Origin of the sequence: Pseudanabaena sp. lw0831 (genome assembly GCF_016584665.1) — a bacterium.
GTDB lineage: Bacteria > Cyanobacteriota > Cyanobacteriia > Pseudanabaenales > Pseudanabaenaceae > Pseudanabaena.
This window is the reverse complement of sequence record NZ_BBJB01000093.1, coordinates 31,040-55,233: the sequence shown is the minus strand read 5'-3', so window position 1 is coordinate 55,233 and position 24,194 is coordinate 31,040. Positions and strand designations below refer to the sequence as shown.

Annotated in this window: 22 protein-coding genes and 1 pseudogene; 8 read left to right on the top strand and 15 right to left on the bottom strand. The window is 43.1% G+C overall.

The genetic code is table 11. The annotated features are described in order from the left end of the window. Both APA_RS19860 and APA_RS19855 read left to right on the top strand, forming a co-directional pair. Window positions 1-1,495: pseudogene (locus tag APA_RS19860) on the top strand (serine protease); the annotation flags it as partial. 289 nt (window positions 1,496-1,784) lie between these two features. After that, complete coding sequence (locus tag APA_RS19855) at window positions 1,785-2,141, top strand: four helix bundle protein (protein WP_201323969.1); 357 nt, start codon at window positions 1,785-1,787, stop codon at window positions 2,139-2,141. 207 nt (window positions 2,142-2,348) lie between these two features. Here the strand turns inward: APA_RS19855 and APA_RS19850 are convergent, their stop codons facing one another. From APA_RS19850 to APA_RS19840, 3 genes are all read right to left on the bottom strand, one after another. Further along, window positions 2,349-3,158, bottom strand: coding sequence for a DUF1838 domain-containing protein (locus tag APA_RS19850; protein ID WP_201323968.1), 810 nt, complete (start codon window positions 3,156-3,158; stop codon window positions 2,349-2,351). Window positions 3,159-3,268: 110 nt separating this feature from the next. Continuing rightward, entirely contained in the window at window positions 3,269-3,676 is a 408-nt protein-coding gene (locus tag APA_RS19845) for a DUF2358 domain-containing protein (RefSeq protein WP_236579904.1), read from the bottom strand. A 130-nt stretch (window positions 3,677-3,806) separates the two neighbouring features. Continuing rightward, window positions 3,807-4,178, bottom strand: a complete 372-nt coding sequence (locus APA_RS19840) for a helix-turn-helix transcriptional regulator (protein ID WP_201323967.1) — start codon at window positions 4,176-4,178, stop codon at window positions 3,807-3,809. Between the two features lie 87 nt (window positions 4,179-4,265). Here APA_RS19840 and APA_RS19835 point away from each other — a divergent pair, with 87 nt between their 5' ends. The 4 genes from APA_RS19835 (at window position 4,266) to fabD (ending at window position 8,241) form a co-directional block, all read left to right on the top strand. Beyond that, window positions 4,266-5,285 carry an ArsJ-associated glyceraldehyde-3-phosphate dehydrogenase gene (locus tag APA_RS19835; protein WP_201323966.1) on the top strand — a complete coding sequence of 340 codons (1,020 nt, stop codon included), beginning with the start codon at window positions 4,266-4,268 and terminating at the stop codon, window positions 5,283-5,285. Between the two features lie 61 nt (window positions 5,286-5,346). After that, entirely contained in the window at window positions 5,347-6,606 is a 1,260-nt protein-coding gene (gene arsJ / locus APA_RS19830) for an organoarsenical effux MFS transporter ArsJ (protein ID WP_201323965.1), read from the top strand. Between the two features lie 84 nt (window positions 6,607-6,690). Then, a complete protein-coding gene (locus APA_RS19825) occupies window positions 6,691-7,185 on the top strand; it encodes an HNH endonuclease (protein WP_103670021.1) in 495 nt (164 codons plus the stop codon). Window positions 7,186-7,359: 174 nt separating this feature from the next. Continuing rightward, entirely contained in the window at window positions 7,360-8,241 is an 882-nt protein-coding gene (fabD, locus tag APA_RS19820; protein WP_201323964.1) for an ACP S-malonyltransferase, read from the top strand. A 35-nt stretch (window positions 8,242-8,276) separates the two neighbouring features. On the opposite strand, the gene APA_RS19815 is transcribed toward fabD, so the two are convergent. From APA_RS19815 to APA_RS19790, 6 genes are all read right to left on the bottom strand, one after another. Next, complete coding sequence (locus APA_RS19815; RefSeq protein WP_201323963.1) at window positions 8,277-10,619, bottom strand: EAL domain-containing protein; 2,343 nt, start codon at window positions 10,617-10,619, stop codon at window positions 8,277-8,279. 140 nt (window positions 10,620-10,759) lie between these two features. Beyond that, window positions 10,760-11,194: a response regulator gene (locus APA_RS19810; RefSeq protein WP_201323962.1), complete on the bottom strand. Its 435-nt coding sequence runs from the start codon at window positions 11,192-11,194 to the stop codon at window positions 10,760-10,762. Between the two features lie 54 nt (window positions 11,195-11,248). Next, window positions 11,249-14,308 (bottom strand): PAS domain-containing sensor histidine kinase, encoded by a 3,060-nt coding sequence (locus APA_RS19805; protein WP_201323961.1) that lies wholly within the window; start codon window positions 14,306-14,308, stop codon window positions 11,249-11,251. 80 nt (window positions 14,309-14,388) lie between these two features. Next, the gene (glmM, locus tag APA_RS19800) at window positions 14,389-15,762 is read right to left on the bottom strand and encodes a phosphoglucosamine mutase (protein ID WP_201323960.1); all 1,374 of its coding nucleotides are present in this window, start codon (window positions 15,760-15,762) and stop codon (window positions 14,389-14,391) included. Window positions 15,763-15,827: 65 nt separating this feature from the next. Then, the gene (gene clpP / locus APA_RS19795) at window positions 15,828-16,424 is read right to left on the bottom strand and encodes an ATP-dependent Clp endopeptidase proteolytic subunit ClpP (protein WP_201323959.1); all 597 of its coding nucleotides are present in this window, start codon (window positions 16,422-16,424) and stop codon (window positions 15,828-15,830) included. 193 nt (window positions 16,425-16,617) lie between these two features. Further along, window positions 16,618-16,932, bottom strand: coding sequence for a hypothetical protein (locus tag APA_RS19790; protein WP_201323958.1), 315 nt, complete (start codon window positions 16,930-16,932; stop codon window positions 16,618-16,620). 267 nt (window positions 16,933-17,199) lie between these two features. On the opposite strand from APA_RS19790, the gene APA_RS19785 reads away from it, so the two are divergent. Then, window positions 17,200-17,640, top strand: coding sequence for a SufE family protein (locus tag APA_RS19785; protein WP_236579901.1), 441 nt, complete (start codon window positions 17,200-17,202; stop codon window positions 17,638-17,640). A 69-nt stretch (window positions 17,641-17,709) separates the two neighbouring features. Here APA_RS19785 and APA_RS19780 read toward each other — a convergent pair whose 3' ends face one another. Further along, complete coding sequence (locus APA_RS19780) at window positions 17,710-18,816, bottom strand: iron-containing alcohol dehydrogenase family protein (RefSeq protein WP_201323957.1); 1,107 nt, start codon at window positions 18,814-18,816, stop codon at window positions 17,710-17,712. A 207-nt stretch (window positions 18,817-19,023) separates the two neighbouring features. Between APA_RS19780 and APA_RS19775 the strand changes: the two genes are divergently transcribed. Then, window positions 19,024-20,028: a DUF4351 domain-containing protein gene (locus APA_RS19775; protein WP_201323956.1), complete on the top strand. Its 1,005-nt coding sequence runs from the start codon at window positions 19,024-19,026 to the stop codon at window positions 20,026-20,028. Window positions 20,029-20,047: 19 nt separating this feature from the next. Here the strand turns inward: APA_RS19775 and APA_RS19770 are convergent, their stop codons facing one another. The 5 genes from APA_RS19770 to APA_RS19745 form a co-directional block, all read right to left on the bottom strand. Beyond that, window positions 20,048-20,278 carry an element excision factor XisI family protein gene (locus tag APA_RS19770; RefSeq protein WP_201323955.1) on the bottom strand — a complete coding sequence of 77 codons (231 nt, stop codon included), beginning with the start codon at window positions 20,276-20,278 and terminating at the stop codon, window positions 20,048-20,050. A 23-nt stretch (window positions 20,279-20,301) separates the two neighbouring features. Then, entirely contained in the window at window positions 20,302-20,640 is a 339-nt protein-coding gene (locus APA_RS19765; protein ID WP_201323954.1) for a type II toxin-antitoxin system PemK/MazF family toxin, read from the bottom strand. Further along, a complete protein-coding gene (locus tag APA_RS19760; RefSeq protein WP_201323953.1) occupies window positions 20,637-20,909 on the bottom strand; it encodes a hypothetical protein in 273 nt (90 codons plus the stop codon). Before APA_RS19760 ends, APA_RS19765 begins: the two co-directional genes overlap by 4 nt. Before the next feature lie 443 nt (window positions 20,910-21,352). Then, window positions 21,353-23,674, bottom strand: coding sequence for an SUMF1/EgtB/PvdO family nonheme iron enzyme (locus APA_RS25295; protein ID WP_236579900.1), 2,322 nt, complete (start codon window positions 23,672-23,674; stop codon window positions 21,353-21,355). Beyond that, window positions 23,667-24,056: a hypothetical protein gene (locus tag APA_RS19745; RefSeq protein WP_201323952.1), complete on the bottom strand. Its 390-nt coding sequence runs from the start codon at window positions 24,054-24,056 to the stop codon at window positions 23,667-23,669. Before APA_RS19745 ends, APA_RS25295 begins: the two co-directional genes overlap by 8 nt. Window positions 24,057-24,194 lie beyond the last annotated feature (138 nt).

Sequence of the window (24,194 nt, the reverse complement as noted above, 5' to 3'; positions counted from 1 at the left end):
GTTGCGGCGCTATGATGAGCATTTGTCTGAGGCAGAACGGGAGGTGATGGAATGTTTTAGTGCATTCCGTTTGCCAGTGAAAGAGTCGGCGTTGGTGTATTTAGGGGGATCGAGTGGCATTTTGCATCAGTTAGCGAAGTATCGGATGTTGCGCTACGATAGCCGATTGCAACACTATACGACGCATCCATTGATTAGGTCTTACTATTTGGAACGGATGCAAGAGAAGCCCATTGAGGCAGTGCAGGAACTTCACAATCGAGTTAAGGGTTGGTATCTCGACATTGCAGGAGCAATGCCCGAAGTGCCAACGCTCGATCAACTTGCACCGTTGATTGAAGCGGTACATCATGCTTGTCAAGCAGGCGTATATGACGAGGCAAGCAATATTGCTTGGAAAAAGATTGATCAACAATATCGTTATATCCTTACTCATGTACTCGGTGCTTATGAGACCAATCTTTCTATCACTAAAGAATTTTTTCTCTATGGCGATCTATATCAAGAGCCACAGGTAGGTCAACCAATAAATAAAGGCTATCTTCTAAACACAATCGCTGTCTGTCTCATGGCTTTAGGACACTTGCGAGAAGCACCTTCTTTTTACGAGCGAAGTATTAGTTACATTCAATCTGACAACCTCAACTCTAGCGTAAGCTATCGGAATCTAGCAGATTTATATATCTTTCTTGGTGATCTAGGAAGAAGTGTTCACTCTGCTAGTGAAGCGATTAGAATGAGTGATTCTGCCAAGAACAAAGAATTCAAATGCAATTCAATTGCTAAACTTGCTTACATATTATTTTTGCAAGGAGATGCTAAAGCCAATAGGACATTTCAGCAAGCTGAGATATTACAGCGTATGATAGAACCTCACACACAATATCTATATAGCGATTTAGGCATTTTTCACGCAGAATACTTAATCCGATTTGGTGAATTAGATTATGCACAGCATATTACACAGACAAATTTTGAAATTTGCAATCACAATCACTTTGTAAAATCTTTTAGCCAATGTCATCGCGTTCTCGGTGATCTTGGCATCAATTCTCAAGTGCATTATGCTGAAGCCCTCAAAATTGCACGTAGTATTTCTTTCCGTGCCGTTCTCATTACAGCATTGCTAGGTTATGGTCGCTGGTTGGTGGGTCTAGGACTAATCCCAATTTCTCAAGAAGTGAAGCAAGCAATTTCCCATTCCCAAACAGAACAATGCTATATGCTTTCCCTCCGCACGAATGAGAATCCTAAAGATGAGAACGATCTTGTACTAGCGCGACAATATCTTGACGAAGCGCTGACCTATGCCACTACAAGCGGTTATCGCATTTATGAAACAGATCTTCGCATTGCCCTAGCATGGCTGCATTGGCGCGAAGGCGATCTCATTACCGCCAGACGTGAAGCAGACAGAGCCAAACGCGCCAGCGAGGAGATGGGATATTTCTGGGGACGGGTCGATGCCTCTGCTTTGATTACGAGAATTGATTAATTACGAATTACGAATTACGAGTTTTTTTTAATTATGAATTACGAGAATTGATTAATTACGAATTACGAATTACGAGTTACGAGTTAAAATTTCATGATTCGTAACTGATTTTACGTGGAACGATTTGGCTAGATGTACGAATCTATAGGGTTACAGGCAATCAACACTTTAAAGTCCACGATTTTTGTCTCTGTAAAGTCTTCAAGATTTCCACGTAACATCAGTTCGTAATTCGTAATTCGTAATTCGTAATTAAAAAACTCGTAATTCGTAATTCGTAATTTAAAAAATGAAACCCGAAAACGTAGTCCAACAAAAAAGTTACGCCTTCGCTGTGCGGATCGTGAAGCTTTATCAGTATTTGACAAGCACAAAAAAAGAATATGTCCTGTCTAAACAAATATTGCGATCGGGAACCAGTATCGGTGCAAATGTTGAAGAAGCTATTGGTGGGCAATCAAAAGCAGACTTTATCTCCAAACTATCAATAGCGTATAAAGAAGCCCGCGAAACAAGCTACTGGCTAAGGCTCCTAAAAGACACTGATTATCTAACCGAAAAAGAATTTGAAAGCATACATCCCGATGTAGAAGAACTATGTCGGATTATTGGGAGCATACAGAAAAGTGCGAAGGGGAATGAATAATTACGAATTATCAATTACGAATTAAAATTTCTTCATTCGTAATTCGTAATTGATAATTCGTAATTATTCATTCCCCATGCGGATCGCAAAAATTAAAAACCTTATTTGTTACGTCACCAACTCAGAAACGCTCACGCTCTAGTTATGCGAGAAAAGACTAACTTTTTTTGCACGGCAAAGCATCGCCAAAAAAGTTATTTCTAGACTTTACTTGCTTAATGTGGGAATAGGGAATGTAGCACCTTGCTGATAAGCGTCAAAATGTAGCTTGAAATATTGCCACGAAGTCATTTCCTCACCTTCAATCTTTTCTGATGGTGCGTCTTTAAACATAGGCACACGAGTTTCGATTTCTTTTTTGAGAATTTCTGGTAGCGCATTAAAATCTTTGACTTTTTTACCAGCGGCACTGTAAATCAGATTACCTTCTCGCTGTCCCATTTTCATCCAAGGCAACCATGGCCCCACGCGATTCCAAGAGAGAACTAATTTCGATACAGTTGTGGCTTTAGGGTCTTCAAGATCGGCAATGGGAACCGCGAGCTTAAATAATTCTACGGAGTTGTACATTGGGCGATCGCAATATTCTGCGAACTTAGGATCATCAGCTAGAGGATTAGGATAGTGACCAAATAGGTCGAAAATAAAAGTTGCCGTATCGCCCTCCACTTCGGCAGGAATATTGTGGCGAAATGTACCTTGAATAGGGCTATTAGCCACATGGACTACAGGCAACATTTCACCAGTCCAAGGATTTTGCCAATGACGGATCATCTCACCAGTTTCAGGATCGAGATATAGCAGCACTTCGCGAGAGGTAAAGTCCCAACCCCCATCACCTTTGTCGATACATCGCCCCACACTTATACCGACAATTTGGAACAGTTTGCGCTTTGGCTCATTGGGCATAAACGAATAGAGATAACCACTCCAAGCCCAAAATGACAGTGTGCCATCAGTTGTACATCTGGTTTTGACAAACTGCGTAGCCGAAAATTCTCTCGTTTCTGCAAACATTGATTTTCTCGCTATTTTAGATCTTGATTGCTGATCACTAGCTTCAGTGTACAAAATTTATGCACAGATCAAAAAGCCAAAAGATGAGAGACTGCTCGAAGCGCAGTCTCTCATCTTTTGGCTTTTTTGATAAAATGCTGCTTGATGACATCAAGTTTGGTGCATTCCCAATAGTCAATATGGGAAATAATTAATTCACCCTTTTCATCAAGAGTGAGATCGCTCCAGCCAGTAACCGCGATTCTCGGCTTCCAAGGTAAAGGCGCATCCCAACTCATCGTCCAGCGAGTTTTGATCAGATTATCTGTACGACTAATTGCGTGGAGATCAAGCTTGAGATTTTTAAACCAAAATGTAATAAAGCCGATCATCTTTTGATATTGTTTGATGCCACGAAAGTTATAGACAGGATCTTTAAAATAGACATCCTCGCTATAGATGCTATAGGTTTGCGCTTCAGGGAATTTTGCGTAATCAGATTGTACAATATCGAGAATGGTGGTCATTGATGTGGTCATTTTGCGATCGACTCTTATGAATTCATGGCATTGATCTTTGATGATAACCTTGCGAACACACAACCTTAAGAAGCTCAAGATGGATAATTGCTCTTTCCTAAACAAAGGGGACGATTCTCGTCCCCTTTGTTTAGGAAAGAGCATCCCGTAACATCGCTAATTTTTCAGGCAAGATGCGATAGTAAATCCAAGTTCCACGCCGCTCTTTGGTGAGTAATCCTGCTTCATATAAGACTTTGAGATGATGGCTCACCGTTGGTTGTGCTAAACCTAAAGCCTCCACCAATTCACAAGCGCAGACTTCTTGGCTTGGTTGAGCGGAAATCAAGCTTAAAATCTGTAATCTTGCTGGTTCTCCCAACACGCGAAAAATCGCCGCAAGATAGTTAGTATCTTCAGACGTGATGCGACCATTGAGCAATGGGGGACAACAACGGGCGATCGCCTCAACTTCAGGCTTAGTTGTATTGGCACTTGCAAAGTTTTTTTGAGCAGTTTTCATAAAATCCATCTTGACATATCGACCTGAAAGCCGTCAAAATATAGACTACCATCAATATTGATGATAATCTATATCTGAGGTTGCTCTATGGCTGTGCGCGCTGGCATTAATGGTTTTGGCAGAATTGGTCGATTAGCTCTCCGTGCTGCTTGGGGCTTTCCTGAATTGGAATTTGTACATATTAATGAAGTTAAAGGCGGAATAGAAGCGGCGGCGCATTTACTCACATTTGACTCAGTACATGGACGCTGGTTGCCTGATGTGCAAGTCATAGGCGATCGCATTGCCATCGATGATCAAAAATCAATTCAAAAGCTCAGCTTTAGCGAATATGCGAAACCTGAATTAGTCAACTGGCAAGAATTAGGAGTTGATATCGTATTGGAATGTTCTGGCAAATTTCGCACCCCAGAAACCCTAAATCCCTATTTCACCAAGGGCGTAAAGAAAGTAATCGTAGCGGCTCCTGTCAAAGAAGAAGCGCTCAATATCGTAATGGGAATTAACGATTATCTTTACGATCCTGCACAGCATCATCTTCTTACCGCCGCCTCTTGTACCACCAATTGCCTCGCGCCTGTGGTGAAAGTTATCCATGAAGGTTTAGGAATTAAGCATGGTGTAATTACCACGATTCATGACAACACAAATACGCAAACCCTCGTTGATGCGCCCCATAAAGATCTGCGCCGTGCTAGGGCTTCGGCTTTATCTTTAATTCCGACAACAACAGGATCAGCAACTGCGATCGCGATGATCTATCCCGACCTCAAGGGCAAGTTAAATGGATTAGCGGTGCGAGTGCCCTTACTCAATGCTTCGCTTACAGATTGTGTATTTGAAGTAGAAAGAAAAACCACAATTGAGGAAGTCAATCAATTATTAAAAACAGCCGCCGACGGAGAACTCAACGGGATTTTAGGTTATGAAGAGCGTCCCTTAGTTTCCATTGACTACAAAGATGATTCGCGATCGGCAATCATTGATGCCCTTTCGACAATGGTTGTGGATGGAACTCAAGTCAAGATATTGGCTTGGTATGACAACGAATGGGGTTATTCCTGCCGCATGGCGGAATTGGCGAGAAAAGTAGCGATCGCTCTCTAAAAGCAAAATTGAGGGTGCGAAGCACGCTCAATTTTGCTGCAAATATTCTTTAAGAAAACCTATGAACTCTTCCACCGCATCCCAAGCAAACTTCAAGAACTACGCGCTTGTCACCCTCACCTATTGGGGATTCACGATTACCGATGGTGCTTTACGATTATTAGTATTGCTATATTTCAATAACATTGGCTATACCCCAATTCAGATCGCTTCTCTATTTCTATTCTACGAAGTCTTTGGAGTCGTTACCAACTTTTTAGGCGGATGGATTGGTTCGCAATTAGGGCTGAAAATTACGCTCTATACAGGGATAGGATTGCAGATTTTCTCCTTAATGCTATTATCCTTTCTCAATCCTGAATGGACGCAGTGGTTATCAGTTCTCTATGTGATGATTGCTCAAGCTTTTTCTGGTATTGCAAAAGACCTAACCAAAATGAGTACCAAGAGCGCAATTCGATTAGTCGTGCCGCAAGATGCTCAGTCAGCACTATTTAAATGGGTCGCAATTCTGACAGGTTCTAAGAATGCCCTCAAAGGCGTGGGTTTTTTTATCGGTAGTGCTTTGTTAGGACTATTTGGATTTGCGAATTCCCTGTGGGTTATGGCTGGAGGTCTATTCTTGCTCTTGTTTACAGGCTTATTCTTGCCTAAAGGTATGGGTAAAATTAAGGCGAAAGTTAAGTTTAAACAACTCTTTTCCAAAAGTCCCGAAATCAATCTACTTTCCGCAGCCAGATTTTTCTTGTTTGGTTCTAGAGATGTTTGGTTTGTGGTGGGATTACCTGTATTCTTGCGAAGTATTTTAGGCTGGTCATTTTATCAAGTTGGTGGATTTTTAGCCTGTTGGGTAATCGGCTATGGCATCATTCAATCCCTTGCACCAACATTAATTAAGCGATTTGGTTCAGGTCAGCCACCGCGATCGCAAACCGTGAGATTTTGGACTACTGCCCTAATAACGGTTCCTGCGCTCATTGCGATCGCCTTGCAATTAAATCTCCCAGCAAACTTGGTAATTATCGGTGGATTACTTATCTTCGGAGTCGTCTTTGCCTTTAACTCATCCGTACATTCCTATCTAGTTCTCGCATTCACCGATGATGACAAAGTAGCGCTGAATGTAGGCTTTTACTACATGGCTAATTCGGGTGGACGCTTAGTAGGAACAGTGCTATCGGGTTTGGTGTATCAATTTGCAGGTTTAATTGGTTGTCTCTGGGTATCAACGGCTCTAGTTCTCGCCGCCGCCGTGATTACGCGCAAGTTGCCTGATCCTGAGCCAAGTAAGGAGATCGCATGGAAATCTAATGGAGAATAGAGAGATCGCCTGCGATTTCAACACATAACCATCTAGCTGATTTTGGCTAGCTGTGGTAGCATCTGATAAGTTCGCTCGACAGTAATGGCAAAAGTCCTTGTACTAAACGCATCCTATGAGCCGCTGAACATCACAAATTGGCAGCGAGCTATTGTGTTGGTCATAAAAGGTAAAGCTGAACAAGTCGAACATAACGGCAGGATGATTTATCCTGGAATGCCACTGCCTACAGTGATCCGAATGTTGCAATATATCAGCATTCCCTACAAAGAAATTCCCCTCACTCGTCGTAATATTCTCCATCGCGATTCCCATTCCTGCCAGTATTGTGGACATACTGGCGACGATCTGACGTTAGATCATGTCATGCCGCGATCGCGTGGTGGTGGTGACAGTTGGGACAATATTATTACCGCCTGTGTGCGCTGCAATGTCAAAAAAGGCAACCGCACACCTAAAGAAGCATCTATGCCATTAAAGAAGCAACCACGCCGCCCCCACAGTGGCTTGCATTTCGAGGTGACAAAATATCTGAGATCGGGAAATCATGACGAATGGCAGAAATATATTATTAATTAGAAAACCAAAACCAACAAGAGAGTAGCGGCGCTTCGCGCCGCTACTCTCTTGTTGGTTATAGCTATAAAAGCTTGATTTGTATGCCTTTGGGACTAGTCTTTTGTTTTTTGTTGCAGTCCAAAGCGCTGTAAACTTTAGAAAATATAAAGTTACTTGAATAACATTTTATAAATAATGACCAAAAATGTATGGATATTTCCTGGGCAAGGCTCTCAGGCTGTGGGTATGGGCTTAGACCTTGCGGAAATAGGCAAGGATAAGTTTGACAAGGCGGAGAAAATTTTAGGTTGGTCGATTTTAGATAAATCACAGACTGATGCCACAGAACTGGCCAAAACCGAATTTACTCAGCCTTGCCTGTATGTGATTTCAGCAATTCTCGCTGATGTTTTAAAAGCTAAAGGTGCAAAACCTGATGCGGTGACAGGGCATAGCTTGGGAGAATACAGTGCGCTTTATTGTGCAGGTGTCGTGGATTTTGCCACAGGACTAGAGCTAGTGAGGCATCGATCGCTCTTGATGTCTGAAGCAAGTGGTGGCGCGATGACGGCTTTACTTGGATTTGATCGCCATCAATTAGAAGCAGCGATCGCCCAAACCGCAGATGTAATTCTGGCTAATGATAATAGTAACGATCAGGTGGTAATTTCAGGTACGGAAGCCGCAATCAAGTCGATCTGTGAGCAAGTTAAGTCAAGGAGAGCAATCCCTTTGAAAGTGAGTGGAGCTTTCCATTCCCCACTGATGGCAGAAGCGGCTACACAATTTGCGGTAACGCTGGAAAAGATAATCTTTAATGATGCTGAGATTCCTGTTATTTCTAATGTTGCTCCAGACGACGCTACAACATCAGGGCAAGTTATCCGAGAGCATCTTTCTCAACAAATGACTTCTCCAGTACGTTGGCGTGAAATCTGTTTATATCTGGCGGCTCAAGGATATGAGAAAGCGATCGAAGTTGGTTCAGGCAAAGTTTTAACTGGGCTAGTTAGGAAATCAGCCCCAAGTCTGGCGCTCGTGAATGTTAGTACATTGGAACAAGCGATAGCTTTTTAAGCATAGAAAGCGCGAGATTCGTACGCGCTTTCTATCTATTTCCTTCTGTCTGGCATATCACCCAGTAACTTCGTGATAGTATCAGCTTCCAAAGGCTTAAACAGATAATATCCCTGACCTGCATGGCAATTATTAGCTTCCAAAAAGCATAACTGCTCAGCAGTTTCTACGCCTTCAGCAACTACATTTAAGCCAAGATTTATTCCTAAAATAATAATTGCTTTGACAATTTCACCGTCTTTAGAGTTGCTATCAATTCGTGAAACAAAGGATTGATCGATCTTGAGCGTATGAATTGGAAACCGATGGAGATAGCTCAATGAAGAATAGCCTGTACCAAAATCATCAATACAAATTTGAATGTTTTGTTCTTGTAGTTCACTTAAGATTTTAGTTGATAAAGAAGTTTTCTCGATTAATATGCTTTCCGTAACTTCTATTTTTAAACTAGCATGATTGAGATTTGTTCTACTGAGTACTTTTTCGATTTGGCTTGTCAAATCTGGTTTCGCAAACTGTCGTCCAGATAGATTCACATTCATGGTTAGAGCTTTCGCCATTGGGAACTGATCTTGCCATGCCCGCAACTGCGAGCAAGCTTCTTGCAATACCCAAAAGTCGATCGCCCCAATCAATCCGATATCTTCCGCGATTGGGATAAATTCGGCAGGAGAAACTAAGCCTTGTTCGGGATGCTGCCAACGCACAAGTGCCTCAAAGCCAAGTATTTGCCTCGTCTTTAGACAGACAATTGGCTGGTAATGCACTCGTAGCTCTTGGCGATCAATAGCTCGACGCAGTTCGCTCTCTAGGCGTAATTTCCTAAGAGCTTCTGTATGCATATCAGGATTAAATGTCTCATATCTCTCTCGACCTAGATCCTTAGCTCGATACATGGCTAGATCAGCGTCGCGAAGCAATTGCTCTGGGTTGTTATGATCGGCGGAGTTGAAGGCAATTCCAATACTTGCCGTGACAAATATTTCATTGCCATCGATTAAGATGGGAACTTTTAATGCGCCTTGAATCCTCTGGACAACGTCAATCACGTCATTAACATCTTGAATTTCCTCGATTAGCATCACAAATTCATCGCCACCCAAACGAGCAACTGTATCGCCTCCGCGCAGACAAGCAGTGAGACGATCCGCCACAACCTTTAATAGTTGATCGCCTGCTAAATGTCCAAGGCTGTCATTGATTACTTTAAATCGATCTAAATCTAAAAATAGCACTGCAAATTTTTCAGACAGATTTCCTGCGTTTAGGTGCGAACGCCTCTGGGATAGTTGTAGAGCATGGCTAAGTCGATCTGAGAACAAAGCACGATTTGGTAAGCCTGTGAGCGCATCATGAAATGCATCATGACGTAGTTGGGCTTCCATTTTTTTACGCTCCATCAGTTGGGATTGCGCATTTTGATAGAGATCTGACTGATGGATCGCGATCGCACATTGATCGGCGATCGCCTTAACTAGCGATAGTTCGTCCTCAGACCATATGCGCTCGCGATCGCACTGATATAGGCTAATCCCGCCTAAATAAGTTTGTTGATAAACAAGAGAAGTTATCAAAAGAGAATAGATACTATATTTTTCTCCTAACTGTCTTAGCCCTTCTGGAAGAGAGTCGCCAATCGGATGAATAGAGATTTGCTTTCCTTGAACTAAATCATCATGATAATGCTCATAAAAACCACAAGATAGCCCAATTACTGATTCGCTATGATCGACGTTGTTTTTACTGGCATAGCAAACTCGCATCCTCTTCAAAGTATCTGGCTGAAAGATTAAACAATGACTCACATGTAAAGCTTCTTGCAATAGATCCGCAGTTGTTTGCAGGACATCTTCTAAAACTAGAGTTTCTCTCATGGCTTGGACAATGCGATTAATAATTGTCTCTCGCCATGCTTGCTGCTCAATTTGCGCGATCGCGTTTTTCTGTTGTTGGCGTAATGCAAACTCTTGCAGAGCGCGTTGCAAAACACTAGGCAACCGAAACAAACGATCTTTTAAAACATAATCGGTCATTCCCGCTTTGATACATTCAACAGCAGCTTCTTCTCCTAAACTCCCCGTAATCAAGATAAATGGAATATCTTGCCCTGATTGTTTAAGAAAGTTAAAAGCTTGCAACCCATTAAAACTAGGCAGCCGATAGTCTGACAAAACTACATCATAAATCTCATCTTGTAAGTGTTCTTGGCACTCGATCGCTGTGCTAGCAATGTCGTAGGTAAAATCTAAGCCTGCTGATTCCAGCGCCAATAGTGTCAGCTCTACATCGGCATCAACATCTTCAATAATCAAAATACGCAGCGATCGCTGCGTCTCTGGCTTTTCAGATTCTCTTAGCTCTGGTATCAATTTTCCCATGGGTTATAGATGCAAAGATATAGGTTTAGAGTTCTTACTTACAATCATTGCCATCTACCTGAAATTAATCACTTAGCGAGTCAATGCAGTCTATTTACTAAAGTATATCTAAAAAAATACATAAACTATAGCTATGGACGTTAATCAATTAGTGGCAGCTGATTTAGCATCATCCAGTAAAAGCCTACATGTTGAGCTATTTCCACAAACTGCTGAAAATCTAAAGGCTTAACAATATAACTATTTACACCTAAATCATAACAAGCTTTTAAATCTCGATTTTCAGCCGATGAAGTCATCACGACAACGACAAGATTACAAGTAAGAGGAGAACTACGAATCATCTCTAAAACTCGAATACCATCTATTTTGGGTAATTTTAAGTCTAAAAGCACTAGGCGCGGTAGTGGGTGGGTCGGTGGTTGACCATCGCGCCCAAATAGGTAATGAACCGCCTGTTCTCCGTCTGACACTACGTCTATTTTATTGACAAAGTTATAGCTATCCAAGGCAATTTGGATTAACTCAACATCATTTGGATCATCCTCAATAAGCAGGATTTGGGTTGGTTCCATTTATTTAGACCATAATAATTTATAGAACTATGCAGCGCGAAATGCAGCTTAGTTCTATAGTTTTATAAAGAAAGTTGCGCCTTGATCGGGATATCCCTCTGCCCAGATAGATCCACCATGACGCTGAATAATACGTTGGACGATCGCTAAACCAATACCAGTCCCCTCAAATTCCTTGTCATTATGCAATCTTTGAAAAGCACCAAAGAGTTTATCTGCATATTCCATTTGAAAGCCCACGCCATTATCTCTAATTCTAATGGTTTGATCTGGCAAACTATCAATTTCGATGTAGGGTTGGGGCTGGTTGCGGCTAAATTTAACAGCATTGCCAATCAGGTTACGAAAAACTTGTTGCAAAAGGGTGGGATCACCAACTGTAGTTGGTAAGTCACCGATCGCAAATTTAACTAACGGGTTATGGCTTGGGTCAGTACGAATGATTTCGATCGCCTCATCGACCAAATCTCGAATTGATATCTGTTTGGAGTCTAATGGTCGCCGTCCGTAACGGGAGAGCGTGAGCAGCCCATCGATTAGATGCCCCATCTTTTGGCTGCTCTTCTCAATCACCTGCAAATAGTGATTCACTTTAGGATCGTTCAGAGCTTCATGGGTTTTCAGTCGTTGGTGTAAAGCATTCACAAAGCCATTCATATGACGCAATGGTGCACGCAAATCATGGGAGACAGAGTAACTAAATGATTCCAATTCACGATTGGTATTGGCTAACTGATTTGCTGTATGCAAAATTTTGGCTTCAGCGAGTTTGCGATCGCTAATATCCATCGCCGTACCAATAATGTGCGTTAACTGCCCTGATAAGTCATAGATCATTTCACCGCGAGCCATCACATAGATCAATTTGCCATCTGGTTGTAACACGCGATGTTCAAGATCGTAGGATTGAGCCAAGCTAATTGCATTTTGTACGGTTTGGTTAAAAAGCTCCCAATCTTCTGGATGGATATATAGTTTCAATTCGTCATAGCTTGGCGGCTCTGGGCTAGGCTCAAGCCCATAAATATGAAAAATTTCATCTGACCATGTGAGTTTGCCAGTATTCATTTCAAATTCCCAACTACCGACCTTACCAATACGCTGTGCGACTTTGAGATGGGTATCACTTTTCAGAAGCAGTTCTTCAGCTTGTTTGCGATCGGTAATATCAAAGTTAATACCGATCAAGCGTTGAGGTTCGCCATCAGTATTACGTTGCACCAAAGCATATGCTTTAAGATAGCGAATGTTACCATCGGGCAGGACGATCCGAAATTCGGGTTCGTATTCTTTCTCACCGTTGAGAGCTAGCTGTACTGCGGTTTCTGCACTCGCGCGATCGCTAGGATGAACACGACTTGCCCAAGCTAAATAAGCATCGGCAGATTGATCGGGGTTAATGCCATAAAGCTCGTAGGTGCGCTCATCCCAGACAAGACAATTGTGTGCAATATCCCATTCCCAAATGCCGATTGCTGCTGATTTTATGGCTAGAGTCAGGCGATCGGTGAGATTTTGGAGTTGCTGCTCAGTTTCTTTACGATCGGTGATGTCTAATAATGTGCCAACAATTTGGATTGCTTTCCCCATCAGATCGCAAATAATTTCGCCTTTGGCTAAAACATAAATTAATGTGCCATCAGCCCAGCAAATGCGATATTCAACCTCGTAAGGTTCACAAGTGGCGATCGCATTCTGGACGACTCGATCAAAATATTCCCAGTCATCGGAATGCACAGATTTTTGTAGTTCTGGATAAGTCGGTGTACCGAATGCGGGGTCACGGCTAAAAATGCGAAATACCTCTTCTGACCAGATCACGTCCCCTGTTCGGAGATCAAATTCCCAACTACCGAGTCTGCTAATGCGCTGGGCTACTTTTAAGTGAGCATCACTCTTGAGTAGCTGTTCTTCGGCTAATTTGTGATTGGTGATATCACGCACAATTACTAACAGCTCATCTTTGCCGTAGGGCGTAATTCTTACCTCTTCGTATACAGTTTTACCAAACTTAGATAGCTGCTGTGCATAGATCTGCACCTCTCCTGTCGCGATCGCTTTCTTATATAGTTGTAATTGTGCAGCCAGATCTTCTGGCGATAAAACTTCAGAAATATGATGTTGGATGGGGATGTATTTTGACTTGTCATGGGTTGAAGGGATAATGCACTGGATACAAGTACCATCAGGCTTTAAGAGAAGTAGCAGATCTGGAAGAGCTTTGATAATAGATAGGTTGCTGGCTTTACTCTGTTGTAAATCAGCAGTTCGTTGCTCAATTCTTATTTCTAATTCGTCATTCAGTTTCTGGAGAGCAGTTTCAGCATTTTTTAGCGCCGTGACATCTCTTCCAGCCGACTGGATTTCAATGAGTTGTCCTCGATTATCAAAAATCCCCTGATTAATCCATTGCGTACAGCCAATCTGCCCATCCGCCCGTTGGTCGTGGTTTTCAGCTAAAAAGCTGGGATTAACTGGGCTTAGTGCCGATATTTTTTGTAATGTACTTTGCAGCTCATCGGGAGGAGCGAAGTCGATCCATTTTAGACCGATGACCTGATCGAGGGGCATTCCCAAGGCGCGGCATAAGGACTCATTGGCAAAAGTGATCGTGGTGTCAGGCTGCGATCGCAGCACAAAATCTATTTGAGTTTGTACGACTTGACGATAGCGATTTTCACTTTCAGCCAAAGCTTGTTCGACTTGTTTTTGTTTTGCTTCAGCACGCCTGCGATCGCTAATATCTTGTACAGTTGCGATAAAAAAATCAATGGTACGATCTTCTTTGCGCAAACATTTGACATCAATGGAAGCATCGATGACGCTGCCATCTTTACGAATAAAGCGCTTATCCATGACATAGCCTTCAGTCTCTCCCCGCATTACCCTTTCAAATTCGGTAACATCGAGATCTAGATCTTCAGGATGAGTTATTTCTGTCCAAGTGATTTGAGGTAATTCTTCTCGCGAATAGCCTAAAATTTCGCAGAGGCGATCGTTAAACTTTACCCAACGTTTAGTCTCAGGCGAAGTGATCGCCATGCCAATAAAGGGCAAATCGTAGAACAATCTCAGAATTGCTTCGTTGAGTTTGGTTTCATCGAGATTATCCATGTTTAGACCATGCAAGCTGGCTGAGTCATATATGTAGCATAGCTAAAAAAAAGATGCGGCGTAAAACGCCACATCTTTTTTTAGATCTTGACAAATTGTTTCTCAATTAATCCCGTCAAACTATCAGTCCAATGTTGAGCCAAATCAAGGGTTTCCGCTTCTACCATTACCCGCATCAATGGCTCCGTACCCGATGCACGCACCAAAATCCGACCCCGATCGCCCAAATCTTGTTCGGCTAGAGCGATCGCTTGAACGAGAACATCACAGGTTTGCCAATTGCGGCGCAATTCCCGATCTTCCACCCGCACGTTCTTGAGCAACTGTGGATAAGGATGAAAGCTTTGATCCATCAATTCGGATAAAGGAGCTTTTTGCTTAGCAAGAGCCGCGAGATGTAGCGCCGCCAATAGCCCATCACCACTAACCGCATAGTGACGACAGAGAACATGTCCTGACTGCTCACCACCGAGCATTGCGCCCGATCGCACCATTTCCGCATGAACATATTGATCGCCCACATCGGTGCGTACCAAATTGCCACCAAGCTTTTGCCATGCGCGTTCAAAGCCAAGATTTGCCATTACAGTTGTCACGATCGCACTATCGGGCAGTTGATTATTTTCCATTAACTCCTGTCCCCACAGGTACAGGATGTAGTCACCATCGACCACGCGTCCATTACTATCGACCGCCAACACGCGATCGGCATCACCATCAAAGGCAAAGCCGATATCTGCCTCATGTTCTTTCACTGCTGCTCGTAATGGTTCGAGGTGAGTGGAGCCACAATTAACATTAATGCGATCGCCATCAGCCTCTTGGTGTAAGCAGATTACTTCTGCGCCCAAGTTGCGAAATACTTCTAGCGATACACGGGTAGCCGAACCCCATGCGAGATCCAAAACTACTTTTAAACCGCTTAAATCTGTAGCGATCGAGGATTGTAAAGACTCTTGATAATCAGCGATTAAATGCGATTTTTCGTGATATTTACCCCAATCCGTAGAGGAGTTGACCAGATCAGCATGGAGGCGCGATTCCAAAAGTTTCTCGATCGCCTGCTGAGTTTCACCACAAAGTTTTACGCCATTGGCTCCGAAGAACTTAATACCATTGTCTTCAGGGGGATTATGGCTAGCGGAAATCATCACACCACCAAAGATTTCAGAGGAATTCGCTGTCAGGTAAGCGATCGCAGGCGTAGGACATAACCCAATATGCCAAACATCCCAACCTGCCGCAGTCAAACCTGCGGAAATAGCTGACGAGAGCATATCACCCGATGTCCGAGAATCTTGCCCAATCGCAATTACATTGGCTCTATTTGCCAAATCAAGCGCAACTCGCTCTTTTAAAATTTTTCCTGCACTAATCCCAACCTCTAACGCCAATGGGGCTGTTAAAAAACTCCCAACATGACCGCGAATACCATCTGTACCAAACAATTTCATAAATCAAACTCCACACACCTTAAATAAATAAGAAGGCTCACTGCGTGAGCCTTCTTATTAAAACATTATGCTGCGACTGCAAATTTAGGGCGTTGGGCTACAACCTCATCGATTAACCCATAATTCTTAGCTTCATCGGGAGCCATGAAGAAATCGCGATCCGTATCCTCGGCAATGCGATCGATTGGCTGCCCAGTATGGAAAGCCATCAACTGATTGAGGCGACTCTTGTGATAAAGAATTTCCTTTGCTTGAATTTCAATATCCGTAGCCTGTCCCTGTGCACCACCAAGAGGTTGGTGAATCATGATGCGTGTATGGGGCAAAGAAAGCCTCTTCCCCTTTGCGCCACCTGTGAGCAAAAAAGCCCCCATACTTGCTGCTAAGCCCACACAAATTGTGGAAACATCAGGACGAATATGCTGCATCGTGTCGTAAATTGCCATTCCTGCGGTCACAGATCCACCAGGGGAATTGATATACAAGAAAATATCTTTTTCTGGATCGTCTGCCTCTAGGAAAAGCAACTGAGCAACGATGATGCTAGCAATACTGTCATCAACCTGTTGCCCTAAAAATACGATCCGCTCCCGCAGTAGACGCGAAAAAATGTCAAAGGCTCTTTCGCCACGACCAGACTGTTCGATTACGGTGGGGATCATAATTTATTTTTACGGTTTACTCTCAGTCTATTGTACTGATATGTACTCACAGCTAACCTTTGTCTATATTCGGATTTCACCCCGCAACTATGGCACTTTGGAACCAATCGAAGCAATAAAATTTTTGTAAGCGTTGCTTCGCAACGCTTACAAAAATTTTATTGCTTCTTATTTCAGCGCAAAGCACTGTTATTTAGTCATGCCGATCGCGATAGATTGCTCTAGAAGTGCGATTTTGGGCATTGGTCAAACGGGCTGCTTCTTTACGATTTAAATCACCATCACTGAGATAGACGCGACGTTGGGCGGCAATTTTTGCTTCTCGTGCTTCCAGTTTTTTGTATTCTTGCTGGCTGATTGTGCCTTGCTGCACCCCTTTATAGATGCGCTCTTGCTGATTGACTTGGCGTTCGTGAATTGGACCAGCCGATGCTGAGTTTGGATTTAGAATTGCGATCGCGCTGAGGAGAGAAGTAGTGGCGAGAATAGGCAAAATTAGGCTTTTCATGATGATCCCTTTAACTACTGGTGTTGAATTAATCGCTTAACGACTAACGCTGGTTTAGACATTCACCTGTGGTCAAAAGGTTCAACCCAAACCCAAAAGATAAAGGCGGTGCTTCGCACCGCCTTTATCTTTTGGGTTTTAGCTATATTACAGTTGTCTCCGCAGTATTCAAACGCTAAAGAGATCGCTCTACAAGATGTTCTAAGATCCTTTAGACTGGAATAACTGTAAGATTTTCTGTCTGTTCTTCAAATATTTTCAAAGCTAATGCCAAGTTCGACCCATTTACCCGAAGCCATTGATCGCATTGTCCAGCGATTTCAAAGGCTCACCGATCCAAAACAACGTTACGAGCAATTGATTTTGTACGGTAAGAAGCTAGCAGAGTTTCCTGAAGCGCTCAAAACACCTGAGAACAAAGTGATGGGATGTGTCTCACAGGTGTTTGTCGTAGCAGAGTTAGATGAGAATGAGCATGTTGTGTTTGCTGGTGACTCTGATGCTTTGATTAGTAAGGGTTTTGTCGGTTTATTATCAATCTGTATGGGTGGTTTGACTCAAAAAGAGATTGAGTTGCTCACGCCTGATTTTATTAAGGACACAGGTTTGGTGGCTAGTCTTACGCCTTCAAGGGCAAATGGTTTTTATAACGTATTTAAGAAAATGCAACAGCAAGCGATCGAAATTGAATTGCCCAGCGTTCGTTAACAATCTTGTAAAAGATAGCGTTGCTATCTTTTACAACAAAAAAAGCCTCGCATCGCGAGGCTTTTTTATTTAGACAGTGGCAAGAATTGGGCTAGTCGTAGAGACCATCGCCGCGAGAACTTGACTCGGTGAAACGATAAAGGGTAAACGATGGATATCGGAATTGGGCTGACAGGCTATTTCCGCAATATGCTCTAATTCTGAGAGAGTGACTTGACTTAAGCCAAGGGCAGCAAGAGAGGTCGGCAAACCAATTTCTTGATAAAACTTGAGTAATTGATGGCGTGATGAGGCAGCTAGCTGATTGCCTTGAAATTCTTCTAAACGCAGTTGTACCAGAATTCCATAAGCAACTTTCTCTCCATGAAGCGTGTCGTGAGTCTGATGTAAATGCGTCAGAGCATTGTGAACTGCATGAGCTGCGACCGTGCGACAACTTGCGCCGCCGATACCACCGATTGCACCCGCTAGACATACAGTGGCATCCACTACTTCACGCCATACGGGGCTATTGGGATTTGCGATCGCCTCAGCCGATTTTTGAAACAAAATATCGCGCAAGATTCTAGCTTCTTGGACGGCGGCAATCACCATCGTTTTATTGCTACTGCCACTGCTAACGGAGGATTCGTACCACTTAGCGATCGCATCCCCAATTCCTGAAACAAGCGTACGTTTTGGAGCGCTGGCGATTACGTCATAATCGACGACCATCATCTCAGGACAGCGATCGAGAGTCACGTCATAGCTAAATGCGCCATCCCCATCATAGACATTGGTTAGGGCTGTCCATGCCGCACAGGTTGCTCCCGTCGTGGGAACGGTGACAATCGCTAACTTGCTCTGATGCGCGATGAGTTTGGCAGTATCTAAAACCTTGCCGCCACCAATCCCAACGATGACGTTCGGCTTTTCTTGTTGAACAATTTGGTGCAACATCGCCAGATTTTCATCACTGCAATCGGCGATCGCAGGCGTGTTAATAATTTCTAGGTCAGGATTGCGCAAATAACTGGCTGTGACTTGCTTTGCTGTCTTCCCAGAAATTACGAGAGCTTTATTCCCATAGTGCAATAAGTATTGTGGGAGTTTCGATAAAATCCCGTTTCCCCTTAAGAGATGTGCTGGTGCGATCGCTAAAATCGGCAATGCTTCCACTGTGAGTGTGTCTGACATTTAGGTTAAGACATGGTAAACATATATCCTATTCTATCTCTTTGCTCCTAAATCTGCCAATTTTGTCTAGTCTGCGATCAGCACATCCATTTAAAACAATTTCCGATCACCCGAACCCAAAATAATTGAAAGTGTCGCTTCGCGACACTTTCAATTATTTTGGGTTCGGGTTTGAGCGCAAAGCGCTATAAACGATAAAATCGGATAATGTTTGACAATATTTGCAAATTTCTTGCCGAAACCTATTCTACTGATATTGCCTCGTGGCTATTTGGCGAGCCTATTCTTCTTACTCAAGTACAGCCGCAAGAGTTGGCGGTAGAGCCGATTCGTGCTGATAGTTTAATCTTGCTGGAAGCTGAAGGACTACTACTACACTTAGAATTTCAAACCAAAGCCGACCTGCAAATTCCGTTTCGGATGTTGGACTATTGGGTACGTGGCAAAAGACGTTTTCCCGACAAAAAGATCCGTCAGGTCGTTATTTACCTCAGAGAAACAAGTTCAAATTCAGTTTTTCAGCACAAATTTGAAGATGGGACAACTCACCACGAATTTGAAGTGATCAGGCTATGGGAACAACCCCTCGCTAAATTTTTAGAATTTACGGGAATGTTACCTTTTGCTATACTTGTGGGTGATGGTAATAAGGAAAGCTTGCTGCGAGATATTGCTCAAAAAATTGATGAAATCCCTGAGCTAAATACTCGTAAAACTATAGGAGCTGCAACCTATGTGCTGGCTGGTCTGGTTTTAGAGAAAAATATTATTAAGCAAATTTTGAGGAGAGATCTCATGCGTGAGTCTGTGACATATCAAGAAATTTTGCAAGAAGGGCTTCAAGAAGGTCGCCAACTGGGACTTCAGCAGGGTCGGCAATTGGGACTTCAGCAGGGTCGCCAAGAAGGTCGCCAAGAAGGTCGCCAAGAAGGTCGCCAAGAAGGTCGCCAAGAAGGTCGCCAAGAAGGTCGCCAAGAAGGTCGCCAAGAAGGTCGCCAAGAAGGTCGCCAAGAAGGTCGCCAAGAAGGTCGCAAGGAAGGTTTGGTTGAGATCGTTTCGAGGCAGCTTACCCACAAGTTTGGGACTTTACCGCCAAAGCTACATACAAGAATTACACGACTACACAGCCCTCGTTTAGAGAGTCTTGCTGAGGCGATTTTGGATTTTCAGAGTCTTGCTGATTTGGAGATTTGGTTTAGCAAGAAGAAGTAGTTTCTCATTCTGCTCATAATTAATGTAGAGATTTAGATCCCCGACTTTTTTTGTGATGGATAGAGGCTAATTCGATAAAACAGAAAATCTGAATCTTAAATTGCCAGCCAAAGTGAACTAATAAATAGCGATCGCGTTTTTCATCAAATACCAGTTCAGCAGTGACGCTTTCATTAGGTGAGACGCTTTCTTGGGCATATTCTTTGAGAAAGGTACGCACGATTTGGCGATAACTTTCTAATCGATCCATTGTTCTATCTCCTCTTTTTCTGTTTAGCTGATGATAACGCTAAAAGTTTGGACAACTAGATTAACAAAATATTCAGGTAAAATTTCTCCTGTTGTTTTCCACCAGCGCTGGTTTAGATCGAGGGTTCTTATTTGCTCTGCTATGACTGAACCCTGTACTTTAAAACCTGCGGGGATAGGAATCATCATTTTGATTTCAGGTTTAATCGTGCTGGTAATGGGATGAACAATGACTATTCCTTGACGTTTTTGGTTATATTGCGTATGACTGATGACCAAACAGGGACGAGCGTTTCCTGACTGTTCTCTGCCTTGTGTTGGGTTAAGATTAATCCTGATAATTTCACCTCTTTGGATATTCATAGAAGTTCGCGCCCTAATGGTTCGCTTTCAGTAAATTCCATTACATCGTCAGGATATGTAAAGTTATTAGGAATTGTGGATATTAAGTCGTTAAGGGTTAGTTTTTGATGCTGTGCGTTAATATCTGAGCTTTTGACCGCGATATTGGGAGAGACTGTAACTGGGGCGTATGTTTGCTGCAAGAAGGCGATGAAGTTTAGGGCTTGGCGCTGGGCTTCGGTGGGTAATGACTCGAAGGCTTTGAATAGTTCTTGTTGTGTCGTATTCATGAGTTAATCTCCTAATTTTTTAGGTTAATCACTATTTTAAACTTTTTCTTTTTTCTTAGCTTCCTAGTTGTTCAATTCTATCGCGAGAGTTGTTATATCATGCTGGATTTTCATGATTCCAAAATTTAGGGGTCAAGCATTTCCGCAGAAATTTATAAGTTCTCAGATCCTCTCGATTAGGGAATGCTTTACCCTCAATCTCACAACGCAGGGACAATTTATCGGTGAAAGCGAAGAGGGTTTTGTATTTGCGAATTGAGATTGAGGTGGGGAGTTTGGAGATTGTGACGCAAATGCAAAACCCCTAAATTTTTTCTTGCCAATATTGCTTCTTCAAGCATCCCAAAAAAATTGATCGCCTGACGGCGAATGGGGGGATAAAGAAGGGCTAAGAAAGAGAAGAAGGGCAAAGGGCTGAGGCAAAAGAACAGAGAAGGGAGGCCTCACCGCAAAACGCACACAACCCGAAAACCGTTGAGGAAGTACCGAGCACGCGCATTGTTGTAGACACGATACGCAGAACGACAATTCCCAGCATCGTTGTACCACGAACCACCACGCAGCAGGCGAGAACGATTATCATTCTCTTTTGTGATAGCTTTACCAGTTTTCCGAATCAGGTCGCTTTCACCGCCATATTTTTCGTAACTGTCCTGACACCATTCCCAGACATTGCCGTACATATCATACAAGCCCCAAGGATTAGGTTTCTTCTGTCCGACAGGATGAGTCTTCGATCCCGAATTTTCACCATACCAAGCATACTCGCCTAACAATGAAGCATTATCACCAAAGGAATAAGCGGTAGTAGTTCCTGCGCGACAGGCATATTCCCATTCTGCTTCGCTAGGCAATCTAAACTCCTTTCCCGTTTTCTGCGATAGCTTTTTACAAAACTCTTGAGCATCATCCCAAGATACTGATTCCACAGGATTTTGTAAGTTGTTTTTGAATTTAGCAGGATTATTCCCCATAATTGCTTGCCACTGGGCTTGTGTGACTTCGTACTTCCCCATGTAAAAATCCGAAATATTGACATCTTTAATCTGCGGACGCTCATCTTCAAATCCTTTCTCTTCAGGGGGTGAACCCATCGTAAATTTGCCACTAGGGATATAAACCATATCCAGATTTACTCCGTTTTCAAATTCAATTTTAAATGGCTTCCCAGTCTCAACTGTAAAAGGCTTAGGTTGACTTGTATTAACTGTTATTGGTGTAGAATTATTTGTGGAATTATTTGTAGGTGTTTGACTACCCCGAATAGCAGCAAAAGTCACTACACTCACTCCAGAAAAGCCTGCAACCAGCATAAAGTTACGTCTGGATAAACGAAAAGGTAATTTAGGCTGTTCAAGCGAATTGGGATTTTCTATCTTTGATTGTAAATTTTGTTGTTCTTGTCTTCGTTGCTCTGCTTCATGTTCCAATTGACGTTTGACTTCAGCTTTTAGCCTTTCTTGCTCAGCATCCCGAAGTCTTTGTTCCTCGAAATCCACAAGCATTTGTCGTTCTTGTCTTTGTTGCTCTGCTTCACGCGCAGATTGACGTTTAGCTTCAGCCTTGAGCTTTTCTTGCTCAGCATCCCGAAGTCTTTGTTGCTCTAATTCTGCTTGTCTTTGTCGTTCTAAATCTAGCTCTTGCTGTTTTCGTATCTCTGCTTGTCTTTGTTGCCTCTGTCTCAGATTGTCTGCTTCGAGTTCTTGCTGTTCGTAAGGCGTAAGCACTCGATCTTGAATAGCCAGAACATCTTCATCTCTTAAACCCAAAACTTCCTGCAAATCTTTAAACTGACCGAGGATCTTCTCCGTCAGAGGAAACATCTGTTTACAAGCTCTCTCCAAAGATTTTTCATACCGTTCTAAATTTTTCAAGCGCTTACGAACTGGTTCTAAAACCTCATTCTCGATCGCAATAGCCACCTCATCTGACAATCCCCACCTCTCACGCTTAACCTCCAAAATATCTTGACCCACAAAAGAAATCTCGCCATTCTCAGCATATCTCTCCACCAAACGGCGATACTCTAACTTTGTGTCAACCCTTGCCTTAGCAAGACGAATCTTAATCCCCTGCCTAATCCCATAAATCTCTGGCTTCATCGCAGGCTTAGCCGACTGCACATGACGCTTAGCATACTCATGCAACTCATCCGCCGAGATCATCCCATCCCCATCAGATTCCGCCGCCCCCGACTCGATCCCCTGCACGATGTAATTCGTATAGAGCGACAGTTCCCCCTCCTTATCCTCATAGGACTTTTGCGTCGCAGTTGAAGAAGTCAACACCACACTCCCCTCCACCTCAAGCTGTTTTTTTAGCTTCACATCCGCACCTTTTGCTTGCCAACCCTCTGCAAACGCCCCACTATAGCAACAGTCCAAAATCAAAACATGCTGCCTCTCATAGCGATGATCGCGCATGATCCCCTGAATAAAACTCGCCGATACCGCCGTAGACCGAAACGTGTCCTTGCTCGTGCGGCGCGTTGCTAGATATAGGCGATCGCTATCATCGGTAATCCCATGCCCCGAAAAATAAAGCAAACCCAAATCACCCTTTTGACAGCTTTGAAATAAGAGATCGATCGCTGTTTGCATTTTTTCTAAATCAGGATCGATCAGCGTCTCGACCTCATCAAAAGCCCCAAGCTCAGGACTTTTCAACACGCCCTGCATCGCCGCCACATCCTTCGGCGCAGCCGCAAGTGATGGCAAACCTGCCTCGTACTGACTTACCCCAATCAGTAGAGCCTTCTTAGCCATTGACTACAGCCTTTTTCATCGTGTCCAATAGCCCCTTCGCAATTTGCTCACCAATCAAGGTAGCTTTTTGGGCTTTGTCGATGGTTACTTCGCGATCGCCATCCTTCACATAGATCTTCATCGGCTTTTCCGCAAACTTGCTACCGACAAAGCCCAAAAAGCTAACAACTTTGTCTAGCTTCACCTCAGCCGTCAACACCCCAACTAACTTATCTAGTCCACCCTTGCTACCCGCCTCAGAGCTTAGATCTTCAGTGCGCTCCACAGACTCAGCATCACCCTGCTCCCTTAGCTGTTTCAGCAATTTCTTCGCAAACTCCTGCCTTTCATAGTCATCAGGATTGTCTAACGCAAAAGTAATTTCGACCAAGGACTCGCTCACCGTTCAGACTCCAAGAATAATTTCTAAAAACAACTATAAACTGAAATCACATAAAGGGTGATACTTTCAGAATTTGCTAGTAGTTTAGTAGGTCAGCAAGAGAAACCTGTAAATGCACAGATCCCCAACTTTTTCTAA